At 63.4% G+C, this 21,726-nt stretch carries 23 protein-coding genes; 6 read left to right on the forward strand and 17 right to left on the reverse strand.

Annotated features, from left to right (window positions below; genetic code table 11):
- Nucleotide 1: 1 nt before the first annotated feature.
- The 7 genes from PQR42_RS37655 to PQR42_RS37685 form a co-directional block, all read right to left on the reverse strand.
- Nucleotides 2-691, reverse strand: a complete 690-nt coding sequence (locus PQR42_RS37655; protein ID WP_408388603.1) for a class I SAM-dependent methyltransferase — start codon at nucleotides 689-691, stop codon at nucleotides 2-4.
- Nucleotides 692-875: 184 nt separating this feature from the next.
- Nucleotides 876-1,493, reverse strand: coding sequence for a LysE family translocator (locus PQR42_RS37660; protein WP_408388601.1), 618 nt, complete (start codon nucleotides 1,491-1,493; stop codon nucleotides 876-878).
- A gap of 57 nt (nucleotides 1,494-1,550) precedes the next feature.
- Nucleotides 1,551-2,129 (reverse strand): DUF4337 domain-containing protein, encoded by a 579-nt coding sequence (locus PQR42_RS37665; RefSeq protein ID WP_132379156.1) that lies wholly within the window; start codon nucleotides 2,127-2,129, stop codon nucleotides 1,551-1,553.
- Between the two features lie 184 nt (nucleotides 2,130-2,313).
- Entirely contained in the window at nucleotides 2,314-2,490 is a 177-nt protein-coding gene (locus PQR42_RS37670; RefSeq protein ID WP_408211519.1) for a DUF1427 family protein, read from the reverse strand.
- Between the two features lie 54 nt (nucleotides 2,491-2,544).
- Nucleotides 2,545-3,510 (reverse strand): quinone oxidoreductase family protein, encoded by a 966-nt coding sequence (locus tag PQR42_RS37675; protein ID WP_408388599.1) that lies wholly within the window; start codon nucleotides 3,508-3,510, stop codon nucleotides 2,545-2,547.
- 149 nt (nucleotides 3,511-3,659) lie between these two features.
- Nucleotides 3,660-4,490, reverse strand: coding sequence for an AraC family transcriptional regulator (locus PQR42_RS37680; protein WP_408388597.1), 831 nt, complete (start codon nucleotides 4,488-4,490; stop codon nucleotides 3,660-3,662).
- A gap of 145 nt (nucleotides 4,491-4,635) precedes the next feature.
- The gene (locus PQR42_RS37685; protein ID WP_408211514.1) at nucleotides 4,636-5,580 is read right to left on the reverse strand and encodes an AEC family transporter; all 945 of its coding nucleotides are present in this window, start codon (nucleotides 5,578-5,580) and stop codon (nucleotides 4,636-4,638) included.
- Between the two features lie 122 nt (nucleotides 5,581-5,702).
- On the opposite strand from PQR42_RS37685, the gene PQR42_RS37690 reads away from it, so the two are divergent.
- Nucleotides 5,703-6,569, forward strand: coding sequence for a LysR family transcriptional regulator (locus PQR42_RS37690; RefSeq protein WP_408388595.1), 867 nt, complete (start codon nucleotides 5,703-5,705; stop codon nucleotides 6,567-6,569).
- A gap of 9 nt (nucleotides 6,570-6,578) precedes the next feature.
- Here PQR42_RS37690 and PQR42_RS37695 read toward each other — a convergent pair whose 3' ends face one another.
- Nucleotides 6,579-7,247, reverse strand: coding sequence for a VC0807 family protein (locus PQR42_RS37695; RefSeq protein WP_408388691.1), 669 nt, complete (start codon nucleotides 7,245-7,247; stop codon nucleotides 6,579-6,581).
- Nucleotides 7,248-7,438: 191 nt separating this feature from the next.
- Here PQR42_RS37695 and PQR42_RS37700 point away from each other — a divergent pair, with 191 nt between their 5' ends.
- On the forward strand, nucleotides 7,439-7,972 hold the full coding sequence (locus tag PQR42_RS37700) for a GNAT family N-acetyltransferase (protein WP_408388689.1): 534 nt from the start codon (nucleotides 7,439-7,441) through the stop codon (nucleotides 7,970-7,972).
- 75 nt (nucleotides 7,973-8,047) lie between these two features.
- Here PQR42_RS37700 and PQR42_RS37705 read toward each other — a convergent pair whose 3' ends face one another.
- Nucleotides 8,048-8,788 (reverse strand): GNAT family N-acetyltransferase, encoded by a 741-nt coding sequence (locus PQR42_RS37705; protein WP_408388593.1) that lies wholly within the window; start codon nucleotides 8,786-8,788, stop codon nucleotides 8,048-8,050.
- A 108-nt stretch (nucleotides 8,789-8,896) separates the two neighbouring features.
- Here PQR42_RS37705 and pdxR point away from each other — a divergent pair, with 108 nt between their 5' ends.
- Together pdxR and PQR42_RS37715 are read left to right on the forward strand one after the other, a co-directional pair.
- Nucleotides 8,897-10,420 carry a MocR-like pyridoxine biosynthesis transcription factor PdxR gene (pdxR, locus tag PQR42_RS37710; RefSeq protein WP_408388591.1) on the forward strand — a complete coding sequence of 508 codons (1,524 nt, stop codon included), beginning with the start codon at nucleotides 8,897-8,899 and terminating at the stop codon, nucleotides 10,418-10,420.
- A 230-nt stretch (nucleotides 10,421-10,650) separates the two neighbouring features.
- Nucleotides 10,651-10,983: a hypothetical protein gene (locus tag PQR42_RS37715; RefSeq protein WP_132379516.1), complete on the forward strand. Its 333-nt coding sequence runs from the start codon at nucleotides 10,651-10,653 to the stop codon at nucleotides 10,981-10,983.
- A 49-nt stretch (nucleotides 10,984-11,032) separates the two neighbouring features.
- On the opposite strand, the gene PQR42_RS37720 is transcribed toward PQR42_RS37715, so the two are convergent.
- Nucleotides 11,033-11,839: an aminoglycoside phosphotransferase family protein gene (locus PQR42_RS37720; protein WP_408388589.1), complete on the reverse strand. Its 807-nt coding sequence runs from the start codon at nucleotides 11,837-11,839 to the stop codon at nucleotides 11,033-11,035.
- 187 nt (nucleotides 11,840-12,026) lie between these two features.
- On the opposite strand from PQR42_RS37720, the gene PQR42_RS37725 reads away from it, so the two are divergent.
- A complete protein-coding gene (locus PQR42_RS37725; protein WP_408388587.1) occupies nucleotides 12,027-12,614 on the forward strand; it encodes a flavin reductase family protein in 588 nt (195 codons plus the stop codon).
- 116 nt (nucleotides 12,615-12,730) lie between these two features.
- Here the strand turns inward: PQR42_RS37725 and PQR42_RS37730 are convergent, their stop codons facing one another.
- Nucleotides 12,731-13,216, reverse strand: coding sequence for a GNAT family N-acetyltransferase (locus PQR42_RS37730; protein WP_408211493.1), 486 nt, complete (start codon nucleotides 13,214-13,216; stop codon nucleotides 12,731-12,733).
- 366 nt (nucleotides 13,217-13,582) lie between these two features.
- On the opposite strand from PQR42_RS37730, the gene thrS reads away from it, so the two are divergent.
- Entirely contained in the window at nucleotides 13,583-14,788 is a 1,206-nt protein-coding gene (thrS, locus tag PQR42_RS37735) for a threonine--tRNA ligase (RefSeq protein ID WP_408388585.1), read from the forward strand.
- Between the two features lie 101 nt (nucleotides 14,789-14,889).
- On the opposite strand, the gene PQR42_RS37740 is transcribed toward thrS, so the two are convergent.
- The 6 genes from PQR42_RS37740 to PQR42_RS37765 all read right to left on the reverse strand — a co-directional run bounded on the left by PQR42_RS37740 (nucleotide 14,890) and on the right by PQR42_RS37765 (nucleotide 21,635).
- Complete coding sequence (locus PQR42_RS37740) at nucleotides 14,890-15,621, reverse strand: maleate cis-trans isomerase family protein (protein ID WP_408388583.1); 732 nt, start codon at nucleotides 15,619-15,621, stop codon at nucleotides 14,890-14,892.
- A 21-nt stretch (nucleotides 15,622-15,642) separates the two neighbouring features.
- On the reverse strand, nucleotides 15,643-17,022 hold the full coding sequence (locus PQR42_RS37745) for an isoxanthopterin deaminase (RefSeq protein ID WP_408388687.1): 1,380 nt from the start codon (nucleotides 17,020-17,022) through the stop codon (nucleotides 15,643-15,645).
- A 79-nt stretch (nucleotides 17,023-17,101) separates the two neighbouring features.
- On the reverse strand, nucleotides 17,102-18,442 hold the full coding sequence (locus PQR42_RS37750; protein WP_408211485.1) for a nucleobase:cation symporter-2 family protein: 1,341 nt from the start codon (nucleotides 18,440-18,442) through the stop codon (nucleotides 17,102-17,104).
- Nucleotides 18,443-18,518: 76 nt separating this feature from the next.
- The gene (locus PQR42_RS37755; protein ID WP_408388581.1) at nucleotides 18,519-19,613 is read right to left on the reverse strand and encodes a CobW family GTP-binding protein; all 1,095 of its coding nucleotides are present in this window, start codon (nucleotides 19,611-19,613) and stop codon (nucleotides 18,519-18,521) included.
- A 40-nt stretch (nucleotides 19,614-19,653) separates the two neighbouring features.
- Entirely contained in the window at nucleotides 19,654-20,244 is a 591-nt protein-coding gene (locus PQR42_RS37760) for a UbiX family flavin prenyltransferase (RefSeq protein ID WP_408211479.1), read from the reverse strand.
- The gene (locus tag PQR42_RS37765; protein WP_408388579.1) at nucleotides 20,241-21,635 is read right to left on the reverse strand and encodes a UbiD family decarboxylase; all 1,395 of its coding nucleotides are present in this window, start codon (nucleotides 21,633-21,635) and stop codon (nucleotides 20,241-20,243) included. The genes PQR42_RS37760 and PQR42_RS37765 overlap by 4 nt, the downstream gene beginning before the upstream one ends.
- Nucleotides 21,636-21,726 lie beyond the last annotated feature (91 nt).

Raw genomic sequence — 21,726 nt, forward strand, 5'->3', positions numbered from 1 at the left:
GTCAGACGGCGCACGCCCGCAGCAGATAAAACTCGCGCGGGCCCTGCTCTTGCGGCGGATCGCGGAGCGGTTCGAGGTAACGGGTGATGCCGATCCGATCGAATCCCACGGCCACGCAGGCGGCTTCGAGTGCCGCCGCGTCATGCACGGTGAAACCGTACTCGGCAAAAGGCATTTCGATTGCCGCCTCGGGTGTGATGGCCGCGATGACCAGCGTGCCGTCCACACGTAACACGCGGCGAATTTCCTTCAGGCCGGCCGTCAGGTCCGGCCAGAAATACGTGCTGTTGCTCGTCACCGCTTTGTCAAACGAGGCAGTGGCGAACGGCATGGCAACGACGTCGGCGGTTTCGAGCCAGACCCGGCCGTCGCGCACAAAAGCCGCGTTGCGGCTGCGAGCGGCGGCGATCATGGTCGGCGATATATCGATGCCGGTGAAGCGCAGTCTCTCGGCCTGATCGAGCACGAACGCGATGTGGCCGCCGTTGCCGAGGCCGACTTCGAGCACCCGCTCGTTCGCATGCAGGTCGAGTAGATCGAATGAAGTAACGATGACGGCGTGATTCGATCGCTCCAACATATCGCCGACTGCGATGCCGATCTTGCCTGCAGGACAGCCGAGTTGCGGAAGAAGAATGCTTTCCTCGAGGTTGGCGGTCACCTCGCCTAACGGATCAGTTGTTTCTCTCACAGCGGTTCCTCCATGACAGATCGCGCCGGTTGCAGTGTTCGCTGCAGACGCGCGTATGGTACGTCCTCCTCAATTTATGTCATGAAGCCACGCCGCGGGTATCTCTTTAATACCCACTTTGTTCGAGACGAGATGAAATGCAAAACACTTTTAACGCGCGCCTCGTGCGTCGGCGTGTAGATACCTAACGTATCAACTGCCGCACGCCCAACGCGACGATCAGGCCGCCGCACGCGCGGTCGATCCACGCCTTGCAGCGCCGGTAAGCGGTCGCAATCCGCTCATGCGACAACGTGAGCGCGACGAACCCGTACCAGCTGCCCGCGACCACGCACACCATGCCGAGCATCGCGGCGAACGTGCCCACGCTGACATGCGCGGGCGCCGCGGAAGAGAACACGGCGGCGAAGAACGCCATCGACTTCGGATTCGCGATGTTGGTCGCGAAGCCTTGTGCGAACGCTTGCCGGAAACCGCCTGCCGCGGCATTGACACCGGCGGTCGGTTTGCCCGCCGACGCGTTGACGATCAGACGTCCGCCGAACCAGATCAGATAGCCGGCGCCGGCCAGTTTCACCGTCAATGCGAGCCACGGAAAAGCCGTGAACACGATACCGACGCCGAGAATCGCGCAGCTTGCCCAGAACAGATTGACCAGCACGATGCCGCCGACCATCGCGAGCGCTTCGACGCGCGTCGCCGATGCGGCCTTGTGCGCGACCGCGACGAAGTTCGGGCCGGGAATGACCACGCCGGCCACATACACAGAGAAAACGCCTAGAACCGCGGACCCATCAATCACGCTGCACTCCTTCATTTGCGCCGCGCGGCGCACTCTGGCAGCGCGGCGCTTCACATATCAAGCCGAGAAAAACGCCAACGCGCCCGTGATCACGCCCGCTCCCGCCACCACGAACGAGAGATTGCGCAGCCACTTCTTGCGGGTCAGCAACGTGATCGCGCACAGGGCGATCGCCACCTGGATCAGCGTGGTGGCCTGCGCCCAGCGATGATGGCCATGCAGCAACGCTTCGCTGCGAGCGTCGTTATCGACGACTTCCTTTTCGATCGCTTCGGCCTTCGCGCGGATCGGCTCTTTCTGCTGCTTGTACTTGTCGACGTCGGCGAGGAATTTCGCATGCGCGTCCGTGTTGCCGGTGGACAGCGCCGCGCCGAGTTCGGCGAGATTTTGCTTCTCGCCCTTCGCCTGGTAGTAGTTCCACTGGTTCGACGCTTCGGTCTTTTTGATGGCGGCTTCGTTCTTGTAGTACAGCGCGAGATTTTCGCTGTTGCCGCTCTGGTACGCGCACAGTGCACCGATCGTCGCGAGGATGGCCGTGATCACGGCCATGCGGCTCGCAAACGGATCCGCGTCGTGATGACCGGCGTGTTCCACGGCATGGTCGTGCGGACCATGCACTTCATATTCTTCAGGCATCTGATTCTCCAAGGCAAAGCATTTCTTGTCGTCTGCGGGCGACGCACGAGCCCGTCGGGCTCAATCTTAGCGTGTGACGCAGGGTGACGGAAAAGGTGCCCCTGAGAGATGCGGCCGAGTCGGCGTTTTATTTGACGACCACGCGCGACTCAACGCGAGCGGGGGCGCGGCGGCAAGATGCGAGTCAATGAATGCCTGACGCCAGCCAGGTCCGCACCAACGGAATCATATGTTCGCCGCCAAGCATGCCGAGCAGCCCGACCAGCGCGACGGTCGGCGGCGCGGGCGACTTCACTTCCATCACGCTGTAGAGGAGGCCGACCACGACACCGGCGGCCAGCGAGATCAAATACGCTTTCATGACTGTTGTATCCAGATGAGAGGCGGGCTGCCACGCCCGCCGGTCGCAGGGAGATTACATCGTGATGACGACCCGGCCGCGTGTGCCGGCGGCCACGGCCTCGTAGGCTTCGCGGGCGCGTTCGAGCGGGAATGTCTGCGCGATGGCCGGCCCGGTCAGCTTGCCGGTTTCGAAGCCCTCGACTAGCGCCGTCATCAGCGGCGCCGATTCCGCGACGCCGAGCTTTGCGCTATCCACACCGAGCAACTGCGTCTCGTTGTGATAGAAGTCGATCAGATCGAATTCGACGCGGCGCTTGCCCGTGCCGCTGATTTCGAGCACGCGGCCACGACGTTTGACGAGGCTCAATGCCGTCTCGAACGCCACGCCGCCGACCGTGTCGTACACCACGTCCGCACCGACGCCGTCGGTCAACGCCCTCAAGCGGTCCGTGATGTTTTCATCGAACGGCACATAGTCGTCGATCAGGCGGCCCGCCGGCGTATCCGCGTCGAGCGGATGACGGTCCACCGCGATCACACGCGCGCCGCGCGCCTTGGCGATCTGCACCACCGCACCGCCCACGCCACCGCCCGCGCCGATCACGGCGATGGTTTCACCCGCTTGCAGATGCGCGTACTCGACCGTGCCAAGCCAGGCGACCACGAAATTCACGCCGATGGCGGACGCTTCCGCGTGGCTCAGCGTCTTGGGTTTGCGCGACAGTGCCGCGAGCGGCACCTTGATGAACTCGGCGTGCGTGCCATCGCGCGTGAAGCCGATGTCGCCGCCGGTGCCCCACACTTCGGCGCCGAGCCAGGCTTGCGGGCCCTCCACTACCACGCCGCTGAAGTCGCGGCCGGGCGTGCGCGGCAGCACCGTGTGTCCGAAATGCCCGGAGACGTTCTTGACGTCGCTCGGATTCACCGAGGCCGCCTTGACCTGCACGACGACGTTGTCCGCATCGGCTTGCGGCGTCGGCAGATCGGTGTAGTCGAGCACTTCGGGGCTGCCAAAAGATTTGAACTGGATGGCTTTCATCGTATGTCGCTCCAATTGGATTCCGGGCTGCGTTGCGCAGTAGATTGAACGTTAGTCTAGGTGACCGGCATGAAGGCGTTAGGACAAATACTTTCGAAATTCGGACAAGGCGTTTGGAGACCCTTGCTCCCGTGGCGCTGCGAAGCTGATCAACTTTGGCGGCTCTTTGCGGGTTCGGGCGAGACCGCGGACGCCGCCTCGCTCAGCGTGCCGCTTGGATCGAAGCCGGTCGGCGGCGCGCCCAGTTCGCGCCGGAACATGTCGCTGAAGCTGCTCGGCTGAAAACCGAGCGAGCGCGCGATGCTGCTCACCGGCCGCCCTTCGGCGAGCCAGGAGACCGCAACCGCCAGTTGCACCTGGCGGCGCCATTCGGCAAAGCCGACGCCCAGTTCGCGCGTGAAGAGCCGCGCCAGCGTCCGCACGCTCGCCCCGACCGACGCCGCATGCTGCTCGAAGCTGATCGCAATCGACGGATTGTCGATCACCGCGCGGCACAACGCCTCGAGCCGTCGGTCCGAGGCATCGGGCAGCGCGATGCGCAGCGACGAGCGCGGCGCGTGTCCGAGTTCCAGCATGGCGAGACGGTACGCGGCGTCGAGATAGGCTTGATCGCGCGAGTCGCTGCTTTCATGCTCCGCGATCGTGGTGATCAGTTCGCGCAGCAGGCCGTTCACCTCGAACACGTCGCTGCGCCGGCTCAGGTGACCGACATTGCGCGCGTGGAGATAGAGATTGCGCATCTCCACCTCGCTCATCATGTGGATGGAGTGCAGCGTGCCGGCCGGCAGCCAGACCGCGCGTTGCGGCGGCACCACCAGCGCTTCGCGGCCGACCTCGACCCACATCACGCCCGACACCGCATAGAGCACCTGCGCCCACGTGTGCGAGTGCGGGTCGATACGCAGCCCGCGCGGATAGTGCCGGGCGAGCGAACGGGCGTCGGCGTCGTCGTGGAGTTCGGGTGGGCGGGCTTTGGGCACGGCGGCTTGGTTCAGGCTTCGCGCATGGCGGATGAAGATCGCGGACCGGGGCAATCCGTCCGCGAAGCATAACGCGAGGCGCGGGCCTGTGCAGGTTGCGCGCCGGTCAGCGCGTTCAGATGCGCTTGGAGGCGCTTAGGTGCGCTTACGTGCGATGGCCCATCAACAGCAGCAGCAACGAGAGTGTCACGATCGAGCCCACGGTCGACAGCAGGATCGTTCGCGAGGTGATGTGGGCTTCACGTTCGTAGAACTCGGCGAGCATGAAAGGGCCGGTGCCGGTGGGCAACGCGGCGAGGATGACCGCCATTTCGACCAGCGTGGACGAGAGCCCGAACACGCGCGCCGCGAGCCACCACGTCAGCGCCGGCTGTACGAGCAGCTTGACGCCGGTCAGCAGCCAGGAAATGCCTCGTGCGCCGGCCTCGGACGGGCGCTTCTCGGCGAGGAACAAGCCGAGGCTCACCAGCGCGCACGGACTCGCCGCGCCGCCCAGCAGTTTCAGAAAGGTCTCTGCGCTGGCCGGCAACGCGACATGGAGGCTGGCGAACAGTACGCCCACGATCGGCGACACGATGAGTGGATTGCGCGCCAGCGAGCGCAGCACTTTCAAACCCAGCTTATGCGGCGTGCGCTCGGTCTGCAGACCCACTTCGATCAGCACGATCGCAACCGCGAACAGCACGCAGGCGACGAGGATCGTGGCGATCGTGGTCGGCGTCAGGCTGGCCGAGCCGAACGCGATCATGCCCAGCGGGAAACCGATATAGCCGGTGTTCGGATACGAGGCCGCAATCGCATCGACGCTCGCATCGGCGAGATGCCGGCCGCTCATCAACCGCATCGCCAGAATCAGGACGAACACGCTGACGCACGCAATCGAAAATGTGGCGACGAACGCCGGTTGATACAGCTGCCGCCAGGTGGCGTGCGCCATGATGTCGAACAGCAGCGCCGGCAGCGCCAGCCAGACCACGAAGCGGTTCAGTTCCGACGCCGAGTTCGGCCCGAGCACGTTGCGCCGGCGGCAGGCGAAACCCGCGAAAATCAGGCCGAAGACGGGGAGCAGGATTTCGAGGGTGGCTAACATCGGCGCAAGAATGTGGGGAGGAGTGGCGATCCGCCAGCGTAGTGGCTCTCGTTGATACAATCCAATACTGTTTTTTGTGCCCGACAATACCTTTTTTGCATTGTCCTTTCCCGTGAGGTGTCGTGATCGATATCAAGCCGCTGCGCTACTTCGTGACGCTTGCCGAGACGCGCCATTTCGGCCGGGCGGCCGCGCGTCTGAATCTGTCGCAGCCACCGTTGAGCCGGCAACTGGCGGCGCTGGAGGCGAGCGTCGGCGTGACGCTGGTCGAGCGCAGTCCGCGCAGCGTGAGCTTGACCGCCGCGGGCGAGCGCTTCTACGCCGACGCGAAAGCGATTCTCGCCTCCGTGGAGCAAGCGGTCAGCAACGCGCAAGCCGCCGCGCGTGGCGATGCCGGCAAGCTCGCCATCGGCTTCACGATGTGCGCCGCGTACAACGTCGTGCCCGGCTATGCGCGGGCTTTTGGCGCGGCCTATCCCGAAGTCGCGTTGAACTTGCGCGAGGTCGTCTCCAACGATCTCGCCGCGCAGGTGCTTGCCGGCCAGATCGACGCGGCCATCATGTTCCCGAACGTGCCGGACAAGGGGCTCGCCACGCGCACGATTCTCAGCGAGCCTTTATGTGTTGCGCTGTCGCGCAGCCATCCGCGGGCCCGCGCGCGGCGTCTGAAGATCGCGCAACTGGCGGGCGAGCCGTTCGTGCTCGCGTCCGAGGACGTGGCGCCCACTTTGCGCGCGGCGATCGTCGAGCATTGTCGCTCGGGCGGCTTCGAGCCTGATATACGCTTCGAAGTGCAGTTGCAGCAGACGGTGCTGAGTCTCGTCGACGAAGGGGTCGGCGTGGCGCTGGTGCCGGCTTCCATGCGCAAAGCGCAACTCGCCGGCGTGGTGTTCCGGCCGCTGGTCGATGCGCCGCTGATCGAACAGGTGTTGGCGTGGTCGCCGGCGAATCGCAATCCGTGTCTGGCGCGCTTTCTCGAGCTGGCGTGAGGGGAGGGCTTATGAACTGGCGAGGTGGTTGGTCTGGTCCACGGTGTCGTCCGGATAGCGCAGCGCATCCCGCTTGATGAGCCGACGGCACCAGAAGGTCCAGGCCGTCAGGCCGGCATAGACGCCGTATCTCAGCACGTTGGAGGCGATGGCCGAGCGCGGATCGTCCGGCCATTGCCAGATGATCAGACTGCGCAAGATGTTCTCGCCCATCATGCCGATGCCCCACACGAGCGTCATCAAGCGGATATACGCAACGAGCGAGGCGCGTTCGCGCCAATGCTTTTCGAAGCTCGCGACGCTGCGATGATCCTCGCGCGACATGGTCGAGCGCGCGAGATAGAAGACCAGCGGCTTTGGCAGCGCGAGCGACACCAGGAACGACACGCCGATCATGCCGGACACCATCGGGTCTTCGATCTCGCGCATTCGCGTGCTGCCGCCGAAGCCGACGCTGAGTGCCAGCAGCGAGAGCACGATGCCGACCAGCACGAGCGCGCTGAGCGCGTCGAAATGGCGATAGCGCAGCAGGTCCCAGCTCATCCACGCAATCAGCGGCAGCGCCGACGCGGCCAGCGCGCCGAGCTGGCCCCAGTGCGGGAACGCGAGCCGGTAGGCGAGCCAGGGCAAGGCGACGTTCACGATCAGCGCGGTGAGGTAGCGCAGGCGAGGTTTCATCGACGGAGCGGTGGTGAGCGTGGCAACGATGCGCGGACGTACCCGGCGAGTGTAGGGCGAAGTCTCTTCGCTTGCCATGGCTTGCTGCGCGCGCGGCCAGGATTTTGGCAACGCACATGGCGCGCAAAAAATCTGCGATGATCGAGCGCACTGATTGCCGGGCCACTTCATCCACTATCTGCTCCTACGCAATGTCGATTGCTCCCACGTTCCTCACCACCCAACGCCTCACCCTGCGTCCCCACACCCGCGACGATTTCCTCGAGAGTTACGCGATGTGGTCCGATCCCGAAGTGATCCGCTATATCGGCGGCAAGCCCTTCACGCGCGAGGAGGTCTGGGCGCGTCTGCTGCGTTACGCCGGACATTGGGCGATGCTGGGCTATGGCTATTGGGTCGTGCGGGAAAAGGAGAGCGGCCGGTTTCTCGGCGAAGTCGGCTTTGCCGACTACCATCGCGAGATCGAGCCGTCCTTGTTGGCCCCCGAAGTCGGCTGGGCGCTGGACCCGGCCGTGCATGGCCGCGGCTATGCGACCGAGGCCGTGCGTGCCGCGCTGGAGTGGGCCGACCAGCATTGGCCGGATGGCGAAACGGCCTGCATCGTCGCGCCGGAAAATCTGCCGTCGCTGCGCGTCGCCCATAAATGCGGCTATCGTGAGCAACTTCGCACCACGTATAAAGGCAAGCCGACCATCGTGCTGCGTCGGCAGGCACACGCGGTTTGAGCCGGCGTGTGGCGAGCGCCGTTATTGCCCGTTACGTCGAGCGGGCCGTGTGCGCCGGCCGGCTCGACAATCACCTCACCGCGCGTCGCTGCTCGCCGCCGCCCGCTGCTGTGCGATCAGATCCACCAGCCGTTCAATCTGCTGCCCTTGCGCATCGAAGTTGCCGGCATCGAGCCAACGCGCATAGCTCGGACGCAGCGCGGGCCATTCGCTATCGATGATCGAAAACCACGCGGTATCGCGATTGCGCTCGCGATACACGATCGCCTGACGGAAGATCCCCTCGAACGTGAAGCCGTAGCGCAACGCCGCCGTGCGCGACGGTCCGTTCAACGAATCGCACTTCCATTCGAAGCGCCGATAGTCGAGTTTGTCGAACACCTGCGTCATTAGCAGAAACATCGCTTCGGTGGCGATGCGCGTGCGCTTCAGGCGCGGCGAATAGGTGACATGGCCGACTTCGATCACACCGTTCGCGCGGTCGATCCGCATCAGCGCCAGCGTGCCGACCGCCTTGCCGGTCGTCAGATCGATCACCGCGTAGTGCAGCGGATCAACGGACGCGGCGGCGCGTGTCAGATGCTCGCGATAGGCGGCGAGACTTTCGAACGGACCGACTGCCAGGTAGGTCCAGTCGCGGCCATCGGCGGCCGAGCTGTACGCGTCGTACAGATCCTCGGCGTGACGCTCCACGTCCACCGGTTCGATCCGGCAATAGCGGCCCACCAGCGGCTCGCGGCCAGGCGCCTGAGCGCCGTTCCAGCCCGGGACGGGGGCGCCGATCGGCTGCTCGAACGCGTTACGTCTGGGTTCCATGTCTATTCTCCTGGCGGTTACGAATGATCGTCGATGATGGAGAACGATACGGCAAACGTGGTATGTTAAAAAGATCCACATGAACGTCATTTGATAGGTCCAGCCGCGATGATCGAGATCATTGGCCCGCTTGCCAGCCCGGCTGCCTCGACGGCCGCCGGCAGCGGCGCAAAGCCCGAGCCGCTGCAAAAACAACTGATCGAGCGCTTGCAGCAGGCGATTCTCGCGGGGCGTTTGCCGGCGGGATCGCTGCTGCCGTCGTCGCGCCTGCTGGCTGCGGAAATGAGCGTGTCGCGCAACACGGTGGTAATCGCGTACGAGCATCTGGCCGCGGTGGGTTATGTGGTCGCCGACAAGAAGGGCACGCGCGTGAGCCCGCTCTCCAGCCCTTCCGCACGCGGCGAGCCGCGAGTGCTACTGGCGCCGCCGGATGTGGCCTACGCGGCGCGCGTCAGCCAGTTCGCGGCCACGCGCACCCACGCCGACAACACCTTGCCCCTGACGCCCGGCACGCCCGCCTTGGACCGCTTCCCGGTGACCGCGTGGCGGCGTGCGCTCGAACGCTCGATGGAACGCGCGCTACCCCTCGCGCTCGGCTACGGCACGCCGGCTGGCGAGCCGGCGTTGCGCGACGCCATCGCCGCTCACCTGCGGATGGCGCGCGGCGTGCGCTGCGAAGGCTCGCAGGTGGTGATCACCGAGGGCGCGCAGGAGGCGCTGAACCTGTGCGTGCGCCTCTTCACCAATCCGGGCGACGTCGCATGGGTCGAGGACCCCGGCTATCGCGGCGCCAAGGCCGCGTTCAATCTGGGCGACCTGACCACGCTGCCGATACCTGTCGACACGGAAGGCATGGCGGTGCCGTCCAACGCGTGGCGCACGCAGCCGCCGAAGCTGATCTACACGTCGCCCGCGCATCAGTATCCGACGGGGTCGGTGCTGTCGGTGGCGCGCCGTCTGGAGCTGATCGCCGAGGCGCGCCACAGCGGCGCGTGGCTGATCGAGGACGATTACGACGGCGAGTTCCGCCACACCGGGGAGCCGATCGCCAGCATGCAAGGGCTGGTCGAGGACGCGCCGGTGTTGTACGTCGGCTCGTTCAGCAAAACGATGTTTCCCGCGCTGCGCATCGGCTTCGTGGTGCTGCCGCGTCCGATCGCCGCGCACACCGCTGTCGCGGTGCAGGAGATGCTGCGCGGCGGGCACCGGCTGGAACAACTGGCGCTTGCGCAGTTCATCGAGAGCGGCGAGTTCGGGCGGCATCTGGGGCGCATGCGGCGTCTGTATCGCGAGCGCCAGCAGGCGTTGCGCGATGCGCTGACCGCGCATTTCTCGCCGTCGCAAATCCTCGGCGGCAATTGCGGCATGCATCTAACGTTGCGCTTGCCGGGGCACATCGACGATCGGACCCTCGCCGAACGCGCGCTCGCCCACGGGCTCAATCCGCGCGCGCTGTCCGGTTTCGCGTTGCAGCCTCGCGCCGAGACGAACGGGCTGGTGATCGGCTACGGTAGTACGCCGGCCGAGCGGCTGGCGCCCGCAATCCGTGTGCTGGCCGGGCTCGCGGCCGAGTTGGACGGCAAGCCGAAGCGCCGGCCGGCCGCGGCGTCGGCCGCGAAGATGCGCGTGTAACTTTTTGCGTTTGTCCGCGCGGCCCATGTCGCGCTATCGTGTCGCTTATGCGCGGCGATTTCGAAGTGTGCTTCATCGACGGATCGCCCGCAGCTCATGCCACACGCGCCGCACTGCAACATCGCGTGATATGCGGTGCCGCAAGCGCGCTTGCCGGGTCGCTGTTGGCTCGGGCATGAAGAATGCCTTTGTTGTGGTTATCTATGACGATCTATCCGACCGGAGACGACATGAAGGAAATCGAACCGACCCCGTGGTTTGAGCTTGAGGCCCACACGCCCGTCCGTGAAGGCTGGTACGAGGTGCAGTTGACGAGCGGGGACACGGCTTTTGCGAAGTTTGGCGACGGCGTATGGACCGAGAAACCGTTGCTGGTCTTTACACACTGGCGCGGCTTGTCCGCCGATCCATCGAAAGCCGGCGAAGGCGAGACCGAATCGATCGCCGCCGAAGCCACCGCGGCCCAAGGCGTACGCGCCGCGTGGAACGCTTTCTTCCCCGGACTCGGCGAGGAGCAACACAAACCACTGGACGCCGTGCCCAACGGCAAAGCGCCGCACTGATGCACACCCGGGCGGCGGCTCGCGAGTTGCCGCCCTGATTTGCCTGACCTTACTCGCGCTTGAGCGCCTCGGCAGCCAGCTTGCCGATCTCCGTATCGATGTCGGGCGTCTCGCCCGTCTCGAGAATCCACGCCGCGGACAAACCGGACCACGCCAGTATCCATTGCAGCAAACGGCGTCGGTCGAGCCCGGCATTCCGCACGACCCGCTCGACGCGGCGCTCGAACCATCCCGATCGCAACGCCGACTCCTCGTCCGGATTGCAGAAAATATTTGCGTAGTCGAATCCGCGTTCGCCGTAAAGGCCTTTCGGGTCGATGGCGAGCCAGCCACGCGGACCGAAATCGAGCACGTTGCCGTGATGGATGTCGCCGTGCAACACCACCGGGTCTTGCGGCGCGGCGAGCAAGGCTTGTGCGACGGTGGCGCTGTCCTGCATCCAGCCGCTGTATCGTTGCGCGGCGGGCCAGAGGCTCGCGAACCAGCGTGGCAAATCGATCAATTCGGGCGGCGGTTTATTTCGCGGCGCGTGGAGCCGCGCGGCGGTGGCGCAAAGAATGTCGATGGCGCGGTCGTCGGCGTCGCTGTTGCCGGTGCGCGCCAGGTCCGCCAGCGTGTGGCTGCTTTGCGCGCGCTCTAGCAGAAGAGCGTCGGCATCGTGGGCGAGTACGCGGGCCGCGCCTTCGCCTTCCCACCACACCATCAACCGTGCGCCGAATTTTTCTTCGGGTTCCTGCGCGACTTTTAGCATCGCGGGAATGCCGTGCCGGCGCACGGGCAGAAGCCGACTGCTGTGCGTGCGAATCGGCTCGCCGTCCTGCTGCAGATCCCATTTGACGATGTACTCGGTGAACATTTGAGCTTCAGTTTGCGAGCGCGGCTGTGTTGCTGTCAGCGGTATACAGGCAGGCGGCGCGCGCAGTCTCTCGTTCAGAGTTGGATGGTCTTGCATTCTCGCCTGAATCGCCCAGCAATGGCACGCGCAGCGCACTTCTAGCCCCGACGCTACAATCGCTCTCATTCATTTGACGCGGAACCTACGTATGAAAATCACCCGGGAACCCGTGGCCTTGTCGCGGGCCACGCAGCTACTGAATCACGGACCGGTCACGATCATCACCAGCGCGCACGGCGGCCGTTCGAACGTCATGGCGGCCTCCTGGGCGATGCCGCTAGACTTCAATCCGCCGAAGGTGGTCGTGGTGGTGGACAGCCGCACGCTCACGCGACAACTGATCGAGGCGAGCGGCGTGTTCGGACTGCAACTGCCGAGCCGTGGATTCGCCGCACAGACGCTGGCGGTGGGCACGAACGCGGGCACTGAACTCGACAAGTTCTCTGCCTTCGACCTGGAGACGTTCCCCGCGCAACAGATCGACGTGCCGATGCTCGCGGGTTGCATCACGTGGATGGAATGCAAGGTCATTCCGGACGATAGCCAGCGTCATGATCTGATCATCGGCGAAGTGGTCGCGGCGTATGCGGACAGTCGCGTGTACTCGAACAACCGCTGGCACTTCGGCGACGATCCCGATCTGCGTACCTGCCACTACGTGGCCGGCGGGACGTTCTTTGCCACGGGCGACGCGTTCGAGGTGAACGCCGTGGCGAATGGCGCGACGAGTGAGTGAGCCTCGGCGCGCACCGCTACATGCTTCGAAGGAATTTGCCCGCCTTCGATTCCAGTAACGCGCCGAGTTACGGCTGCATGAATGCGTAGGGCCGGGCAGACGAATACGCGCTCTACTCACACCTCGTCCTCGGCAAACTTCTTCAGCGCGTCCCCCGCCAACCGATACCGCACCCATTCGCTTTGCGCGCTCGCGCCGATCGATTCATAGAAGCCAATGGCCGGCTCGTTCCAGTCCAGCACGCTCCATTCGAAGCGGCCGCAACCGGTCTCGCAGGCAATGCGCGCGAGGTGGCGCAGCATCTGTTTGCCGGCGCCGCTGCCGCGCGATGCCGGCGACACATACAGGTCTTCCAGATAAAGCCCTTGTTTGCCGAGCCAGGTGGAATACGAAAAAAAGTAGACGCAAAAGCCGACGGGCTCGCCGTTCATCTCGCAGATCAGCGCCGTCGCGCTGGAACTGGCGGAAAACAGGCTCGCTTCGATGTCGCCGACGGTCGCGACGACTTCGTGCTCCGCCTTTTCGTACACCGCGAGTTCGGTGATGAAGCGAAGAATCAATGCTGCGTCGGCAGCGTGAGCGGGACGGATATGGATAGTCAAGGTCAGAGGCTCGATGGATCGGTTGAGTTGCAGACCGAAGTTTCGCGAAGGCGCGTCGGTTTCGGATCAGACATACATCGTAGCGTTTAACGTGCTCTTCTGACCAGAGCGCGACGAGAATGCGATTGACGCCTCGTCACAAAATCGATTACTGTCGATCCATGGACTTCCACTCGATTCCCTTCGCTGCCGTCACCACCACGACGACCACCTTCTCAGGCGGGTCGTCTGGAGGTTGCACGCGCTAGAAGCACGAAGCTGTGGCAAACCACCAAGGGCCCCGCCGGAAACGGACGGGGCCTTTGGCGTTTCTGGACCTCCGTTTGCGGCATCCACTCGCGGCAACCGATCAAATGGAGCAAGACTGTGAACGACATCGACCATCGTGTATTAGGCAATAAACTCGACCTCTTTCATCAACAGGAAGAAGGTGCCGGCATGGTTTTCTGGCATCCGCGCGGCTGGGAGTTGTATCGCGTGCTTGAAGATTATGTGCGTGCGCGCATGCGTCGCGCGGGATTTCGCGAGATTCGCACGCCGCAATTGCTCGCGCGTTCGCTGTGGGAAAAGAGCGGGCATTGGGAGAAGTTCGGCGCGGCGATGTATTCGTTGGCCGATGCGGAAGAAGGCCGTGCGCTGTGTCTGAAGCCGATGAGTTGCCCATGTCATGTGCAGGTGTTCAATCAGCGCGTGCGGTCGTATCGCGAGTTGCCGATCCGCTATAGCGAGTTCGGCGCGTGTCATCGCGATGAGCCGTCGGGTTCGCTCGAAGGGCTGAAACGCACGCGCGCTTTCGTGCAGGATGATGCGCATGTGTTCTGCATGGAAGCGCATATCGAGGCGGAAGTCGGCCGCTTCTGTGCACTGTTGCGTGCGGTCTATGCGGACCTCGGTTTTCCCGAGTTCAAGGTCGCGCTCGCGACGCGGCCGGCCATGCGCGCGGGCAGCGATCAAACGTGGGACCGTGCGGAAGACGCATTGGCGAAGGCTGCGCGTGCGGTTGGGCTTGAGTTCGACGTGCTCGAAGGAGAGGGCGCTTTTTATGGGCCCAAACTCGAGTTTCATCTGACGGACAGCCGCGCGCGGAGTTGGCAGTGCGGCACGATCCAGCTCGACTTCGTGCTGCCCGAGCGGCTCGACGCGGAGTTCGTCAACGAGCGTAATGAGCGCGAGCGGCCCGTGATGATTCATCACGCGGTGCTTGGCAGCATGGAGCGGTTTATCGCGATGCTGCTCGAGCATCATGAGGGATGGTTGCCGGTGTGGCTGGCACCTGAGCAAGTCGTGGTTGCGACGATCAGCGATGCGAATATCGCTTACGCGCAAGAGGTTATGCAGGCGCTCGACGATGCGGGTGTCAGAACGGTGCTCGATAGCCGGCCTGAGCGGCTTGAGAAGAAGATCTACGATGCGCGCGAGAAGCAGGTGCCGCTTCTCGTCGTGGTGGGCTCGCGCGACGAGCGGGATCGGACGATCAGTATTCGCATGCGGGATGGGCGGCAAGCGACTTTGTCATTTGCTGACGGCGTCGAGCATGTAAGGCTGGCGGCGCTGCCGCCTGCGGTGGCGTAGAGGATTTGACGTGACGTTTGCTGGAGGGCGTTGCGGGCCGCGCCCTCCGGCCCGTCGATTCGACGGCGGGCGGCGCGGCGTCATGGCTCAAAGGCAAGAAGCTACCGCACCTCTGCGAACAACCGCCCCCAACTCTGCAACGGCTCCGTGTCCACGTTCAACAATCTCAGTGCCTTCCACACCACCGTCGTCACCGTGTCATACGCAGGAATATCCGTAGCCATCTCAAACGCACGCACCAGATGCGCCGCATGCAGATTCGTGCAGAACGTCGTCACCGCATCCGGTCTTGCGAACGCGGCCTCACGCATCATGATCGCCAGCTGTGTATCAGGTACTTCAGCAAAGCTGAAATTATCCTGTAGCCCAAAATGCCGTTCCGCCACGCATTCAAGACCGAGCTTCTCGTAGTTACGCACGATTCGCTGCTGAACGTCATCGGTATAGGGCGAGACCAGACCGAACCGCCTTACCCCAGTTTTCTCGAAGATCTCGTTGAGCGCCAGGACGGAAGTCGTCGCAGGTATGCCCGTCGCCTCCGTAATCTGACGGCACAACGCCTGATCGCGCTCGAACCCCAGCCAACCCGCCGACGTGCCGCTCCAGCCGATCACATCCACTCGCGCATCGGCCAGTTGACGTGCGGCCGCCAGAATTCGGCTCGCGTCGAACTGACCGAGCGCTTGCTCGGACAACGCAATCTCCGTCACCGTGAAGCGGGCAAAATGCGCGCTGACGTGCGGCAGTTCGCTCAGCATCGCCGCTGTAATCGGCTCGAGCGCCGTGTTCGACGACGGCGTCAGAATACCGAGCCGGATTCGTTTGCTTTGCATCGCAGCGCGTCTCCCTGTGTCTTAGTCGGCCAGCAGTAACTTCACACCCTCAGCAGCTTCATAACGAAGTGCGTCGAGATCGAGGCCCGGAATCACACCGTTATCCACCACCACACGGCCATTCACGACGTTATAGCGAACGCGCGCCGGCTCGCCCGCTGTCACGGGGGCGACCGCGACATCGTGAAATCCATTGAAGCGCAGATCGCTGACGTCATACAGCACGAAGTCCGCGGCCATGCCGGCTTCGAGCGTGCCGACCGCGTCGAGACCGAGCACGCCTGCACCGCCCGCGCTGCCCCAATGGATCGTCTCTTCCACAGTGGTCGCCGACGCGCCCTGCGCCGCCCGATGCACGAGCCACGCGAAATGCGCTTCGTTGGTCATGCTGCCGGATTCGTTCGACGCCACGCCATCCACGGCCAGCGACATCGGCACGCCCGCGGCCGCCATTTGCGGCGCCGGCGCGATGCCGCTGCCTAAGCGCGCGTTACTAACCGGACAATGCGAGCAACCGCTGCCGGTTTCAGCGAGCATCGCGATCTCGCTCGCCTGCAAATGCACGAGATGCGCGAACCACACATCCGGTCCGAGCCACTCGTGATCGGCAACGAATTCGACCGGTAGTTTGTTGAAGCGCTCCCTGCAGAAATCGACGTAACGGGTCGTCTCGGACAGATGCGTATGCAAGCGCAAGCCCATCCGCCGAGCCGCGCGCGCGACTTCAGGTAACAGTTCGGGCGGCAAGGAGAACGTCGGCGTGGTCGGCGCGACAACAACACGGCGCATCGAAGCATCGCCGCCATCGTGATAGCGCGACTTCAAACGTTCGATGTCGGCGAGCATCTGATCGAGCGTCTCAGGCTTGAGCGCGACTTTGGAAAACCCCGGATGATCGCCAGCCGCCTGCAATGCACCGCCACGGCACAACACGAAGCGCATGCCGAACGAAGCCGCTTCGTCGAACAGCAGATCGCCTGTCTCGGTAGTGCCGTCCGCGTGATAGAGATAGTGATGATCGGCGCAAGTCGTCACGCCGGAGAGCAGCAACTCGGCAAGACCCAAACGGGCGGCAACGCGCGCCAGATCCGGCGTAAAGCGCGCAAGACGCGGATACGGCACGGCGGCCAGCCATTCCTGCAAATCCGCATTGATCCCGGACGGCACGGCCTTCAGCAGGTTCTGGAACAGATGATGGTGCGTATTCACCCAGCCCGGATAAACCACGCAGGAACGCGCGTCGATCACACGTTCATCGGCACGCGGTTCGAGATTCGGCGCGATGGATTCGATACGCCCGTGGCGAATCCGCAGATCGACCTGGCCGAGCCTTGCGCGCTCGCCGCTCATTCCACTCATCACCGCGACAGGGTTCTTGATCAGCAACGCTTCAGTTTGCATGCTCACGATTCGATATCCTTTCAGTTACTGCGAAGCGGCCGTTTTTACAAAGACGGCCGCGCTCGTCATGCAGCGTCCGTTATTCGCGGACCATGTTGTGCGCCGGCACCACATCCTCTTCATGCGCACCGTTGAGCACCGCGTTCAGCACCACGGAAACGAGGCACGCCAGCACCACGCCGCTATGCAGGAAAGGTTGCGTCCAGTCGGGCATGTGCTTGAAGACTTGCGGCGCCATCACCGGAATCAGCGCGGTGGCGATCGTAAAGCCGACGATCAGCACGTTGTAGCGATTGCGCTCGAAGTCCACCTTCGCCAACGTCTGCACACCGGCCGCAACCACCACACCGAACATGGCGATACCTGCGCCGCCAAGCGCCGCGGCGGGCGTCGAAGCGACCACCGCGCCGATCTTCGGCACCAGCGCCACCACGCACATCAGCACGCCGCTGATCGCGACCACCCATCGGCTGCGCACGCCGGTCAGAATGACGAGTCCGACGTTCTCCATGAACGCGATGAATGGAAAGGCCGCGAACATGCCGGCAATCGCGCTCGCCAGGCCGTTGGCACGCATGCCACGAACGACGTCTTCCTCGCTCACGTCCTTATCCACGATGTCACCGATTGCGACGAACAGGCCCATGGATTCGACCATCTGCACCACCATCACGACGATCATCGTCAGCACCGGAACCAGCGAAAACACGGGCGTGCCAAAGTGGAACGGCAATGGCATGGTGAACCACGGCGCCTGCGCCACGCTCGCGAAGTTGCCCATACCAAGCGAACAGGCCAGAATGCCGCCCGCAATCAAACCGATCAGCACCGACAGATTGCGCAGGAACGCATTGGCAAAACGGTTGATCGCAAGAATCACCAACGCGACGAACAGCGTGACGCTCAGGAAGGGCAGTGCGCCGAACTGCTGCTGCGCGGCCTCCCCACCACCGGCCCATTGATACGCAACAGGAAACAACTGCAAGCCGATCACGGTCACGATGCAGCCGGTCACCACAGGTGGAAAGAACCTTCGTAAGCGCCCGACGAGTGGCGCGGCAAACATTGTGAACAAACCCGCGCCAATCACCGCGCCGCACACGCCGGCAAAGCCGACACCAGGACTCGTGCCGATCGCAATCACAGGTCCGACGCTGCTGAATGCGACGCCTTGCAGAATCGGCAGGCGCACACCAAACTTCCAGACGCCGACGGTTTGCAGAATCGTCGAGATGCCCGAGCAAAACAGCGCCGTGCTGATGAGCACGGTGGTGTCGGCCGGCGACATCTTCAGTGCCGACGCGACGATCAGCGGAACTGCAATGGCGCCGATGTAAGCCACTAGCATGTGCTGCAAACCGAGCGTGATCATCTGACGCTTCGGCAGAATCCGATCGACGGGGTGTATGGCGGTGTTCATGACGTGTCTCCAGACTATTGTTTTCGGTCGGAGCGCGTCGCGCGGCATCACTCCGCGCGCCGACCGGATATCCCCGTCAGGCCGTAACCGGCTCGGCAAGACAGGCATGGAAGCGGTCGGTCAGCGCGGCGCGATCGAGATCGCGTCCGATGAATACGATGCGGCACGAGCGCGGCTCACTGCCCCACACTTGCGCCGCGCGCAGTTCGATGACGTTGTGCACGCCTTGCAGCACATAACGATGCGACTGGCCTTGCACGGCGAGAATGCCTTTCATACGGAACAGGTTGGCAGCGTCCGAGTCGCGCAACTCGGCGAGCCAGGCTTGCAGCGCATCGAGGTCGATGTCGGTATCGACTTCGATTCCGACCGAGGACACGCTTTCGTCGTGCTGGTGGTCGGCGTGATCCTCGTCGTGATGGGCATGCTCATCTTCGTGCTCATGCTCATGTTCTTCGTGGCCGTGCCCGTGTTCTTCTTCATGCAAGCCATCTGTTTCGACGAGAATCTGCGAGAACTCGTTTGCGCCCACGCCGAGGATCTTGTCGAGGTCGATCTGCGCATAGCTCGATTCGACGATTTCCGCCGTCGCATTGAGTCCGCGAATACGTTGCGTGAGCGAAGCGATGTCGTCCGGTCCCACCAGATCGACCTTGTTGATGACGATACGGTCCGCACACACGATCTGATCGACGGCCTGGTTATCGCTGCCGTCGAGCACCAGATCGTCCAGATGCGCCGCGATATGCTTCGCGTCGACCATCGTGACGACGGCGTCGAGCGTGACCTGTTTAGCAATCGGATCGTCGAGAAAGAAAGTCTGCGCGACCGGATACGGATCGGCGAGCCCACTAGTTTCGACGATGATGTGATCGAGCCTGTCCGGCCGTTCCACGAGCATGCGCACGATTCGCACCAGATCTTCGCGCACCGCGCCGACACAGCACACGCAACCGTTCGTCATTTCGTAAATCTCTTCGGTCGATTCGAGCACGAGGCCGCCGTCGATGCCGATTTCGCCGAACTCGTTTTCGATCACCGCGATCTTGCGGCCGTGCTTCTCGCGCAAGATGTAGTTGAGCAGCGTCGTTTTGCCGGCGCCGAGAAATCCGGTCAGCACCGTGACGGGGATTTTCTCGATTTCGTTGTGGGTGGTGTGAATGTGATTCATGGCTCGTCTCCGTTTCTTCGTTCGTGCTGCGGTTCGGCTATCAGGCGATATTCGGTGCGGGTGTTTCAACTTCTCGCCAGCGTTTGACGGTGCCTGCTTCGAGACCGAACAGATCGAGCACGCGGCCTAGCGTGTGGTCGATCATCTGGTCGAGTGAAGCCGGGCGCGCGTAAAACGCCGGTACGGGTGGCGCGACGATCGCGCCCATTTCAGTTACGGCAATCATGTTGCGCAGATGCGCCAACGTGTACGGCGTTTCGCGCGCCAATAGCACCAACGGGCGGCGCTCTTTCAACGTGACATCGGCGGCGCGCGAAATCAGGCTCGACGACATGCCGCTGGCAATTTCGGCAAGTGTTTTCATCGAACAGGGCGCGACGATCATGCCCAGCGAGCGGAACGAGCCGCTCGAAATGGCCGCGGCCATGTCGTCGCAACGATAGGTGGCGCTGGCGAGCGCGCTGACGTCGGCGAACTTGTAGTCGGTTTCGTGCGTCATCGTGAGTAGCGCGCTGCGCGAAACGGTCAGATGCGTTTCGATATCGAGTTGACGCAGCAGTTGCAGCAGACGCACGCCGTACGCAAAACCGGATGCGCCGCTGATGCCGACTACGAGTCGCCGCGCGCTCATCGCTGCGCTCCGGCGGCGCGGGCCAGAATGTCGACGGCCTGTAGCGAAGCGCGTTCGCTGATGCGAGCGCGGATGCCGTCGAAATGCGAGCCGCGTGTCGCGTCGATGCCCATACGCGACGTGGTGCCCGCCGCGGACGATGATGGATCGAGCGGACTGCCCGGCAAACCGTCGACCATAAACACGTCCTGGTGCGGCTGAAAATGCGTCGCGATGGCCCACAGCACCTGCGAGTCGTTGGTGATGTCGACGTCGCTATCCACCGCCACGACGTTCTTCAGATACGGGTCCCAGCCGAGCAGCGCGAGCATGATCTGGCGTGCTTCACCGTCGCGCGTCTGATTCAACGCGACGTAGCAGTGAAAATGCGTGCCGGAGTTGGGATAGTGCAGCGCGGTCACGGATGGAAAACGCGCCTTCAGCTTCTCGCTCATCTCCGCTTCACGCGGCAAGCGGGCTAAAGTCAAATGTTCTGCGTAAGGACCGCCGACTACATCGACGAGCCAGGCATCGTTACGACGCATCATCGTGTCGACGCGCAAAACGTTGTTGGTCGAGCGGTCCGATGAATAGCCGGTGAATTCGCCGAACGGGCCTTCTTCGGCGTGGGCGGAAGGATCGATCGTGCCTTCCAGCACGAACTCGGCGGACGCGGGCACGCCGATGCCGTAGCGCGGCGTGCGCACCAGTTGCAGCGGCGCACCGAATAGGCCGCCTGCAATCGCGCGTTCGTCGGTGCCGAACGGCACGCGCGCGGCTGCGGCCAACATGAACAGCGGATGCGCGCCGATCACCATCGCGACTTTCAACGTGTCGCCGCGTGCCCGAGCGGTTTGCAGCATGCGCCAGAGGTGGCCACGTGAATGCAGGCTGGTGGCCAGCGCGTTTTTCGCGTGACGCATAGAGCGGTGATAGCTGAGATTCGCCACGCCAGTGACCGGATCTTCCGCGACGATCACCGCATTGGTGATATACGGGCCGCGGTCGGTATCGAAGTGACGGATCATCGGCAGTTGCGCGAGATCGACGGCGTCGCCTTCGATCACCTGGTCCAACACGGGACCGTTCGCCACGAACACCGGCGGGATGGGTGCATTGGCGCGTTGTTGATACGCTTCGAACAAGCCGGACGCATCCACGTCGAATAAGCGCCCAATACGTGTACGCGAAGCAAAGAAATTGGTGACGAGAGGCGTTGCGATACCGTCGACCTTCTCGCAGATCAGCATAGGATGCTGCCCGCGCACCGCGAGTTCGGCGACGACCGCCGTGACGTCCTGATCGGCGGACAACGGTTGAGTAAGCGTCAATACATCGTCGGAATAGTGCTCGCGATACGCTTGCGCAAAGCGATGAAAATCTTGTGAGGCGCGGAAGAGGTTATCCGCCATAGTGAACTCCGTCGAAAGCGATAACTGAAGCGGACTGCTGGGTGATGCAACCGACGCAGGCGCGGCGCTGACCGCGCCTGCTTTAAAACAT

It is taken from the genome of Paraburkholderia sediminicola, assembly GCF_046027355.1.
GTDB classification, from domain to species: Bacteria; Pseudomonadota; Gammaproteobacteria; order Burkholderiales; family Burkholderiaceae; genus Paraburkholderia; species Paraburkholderia sediminicola_B.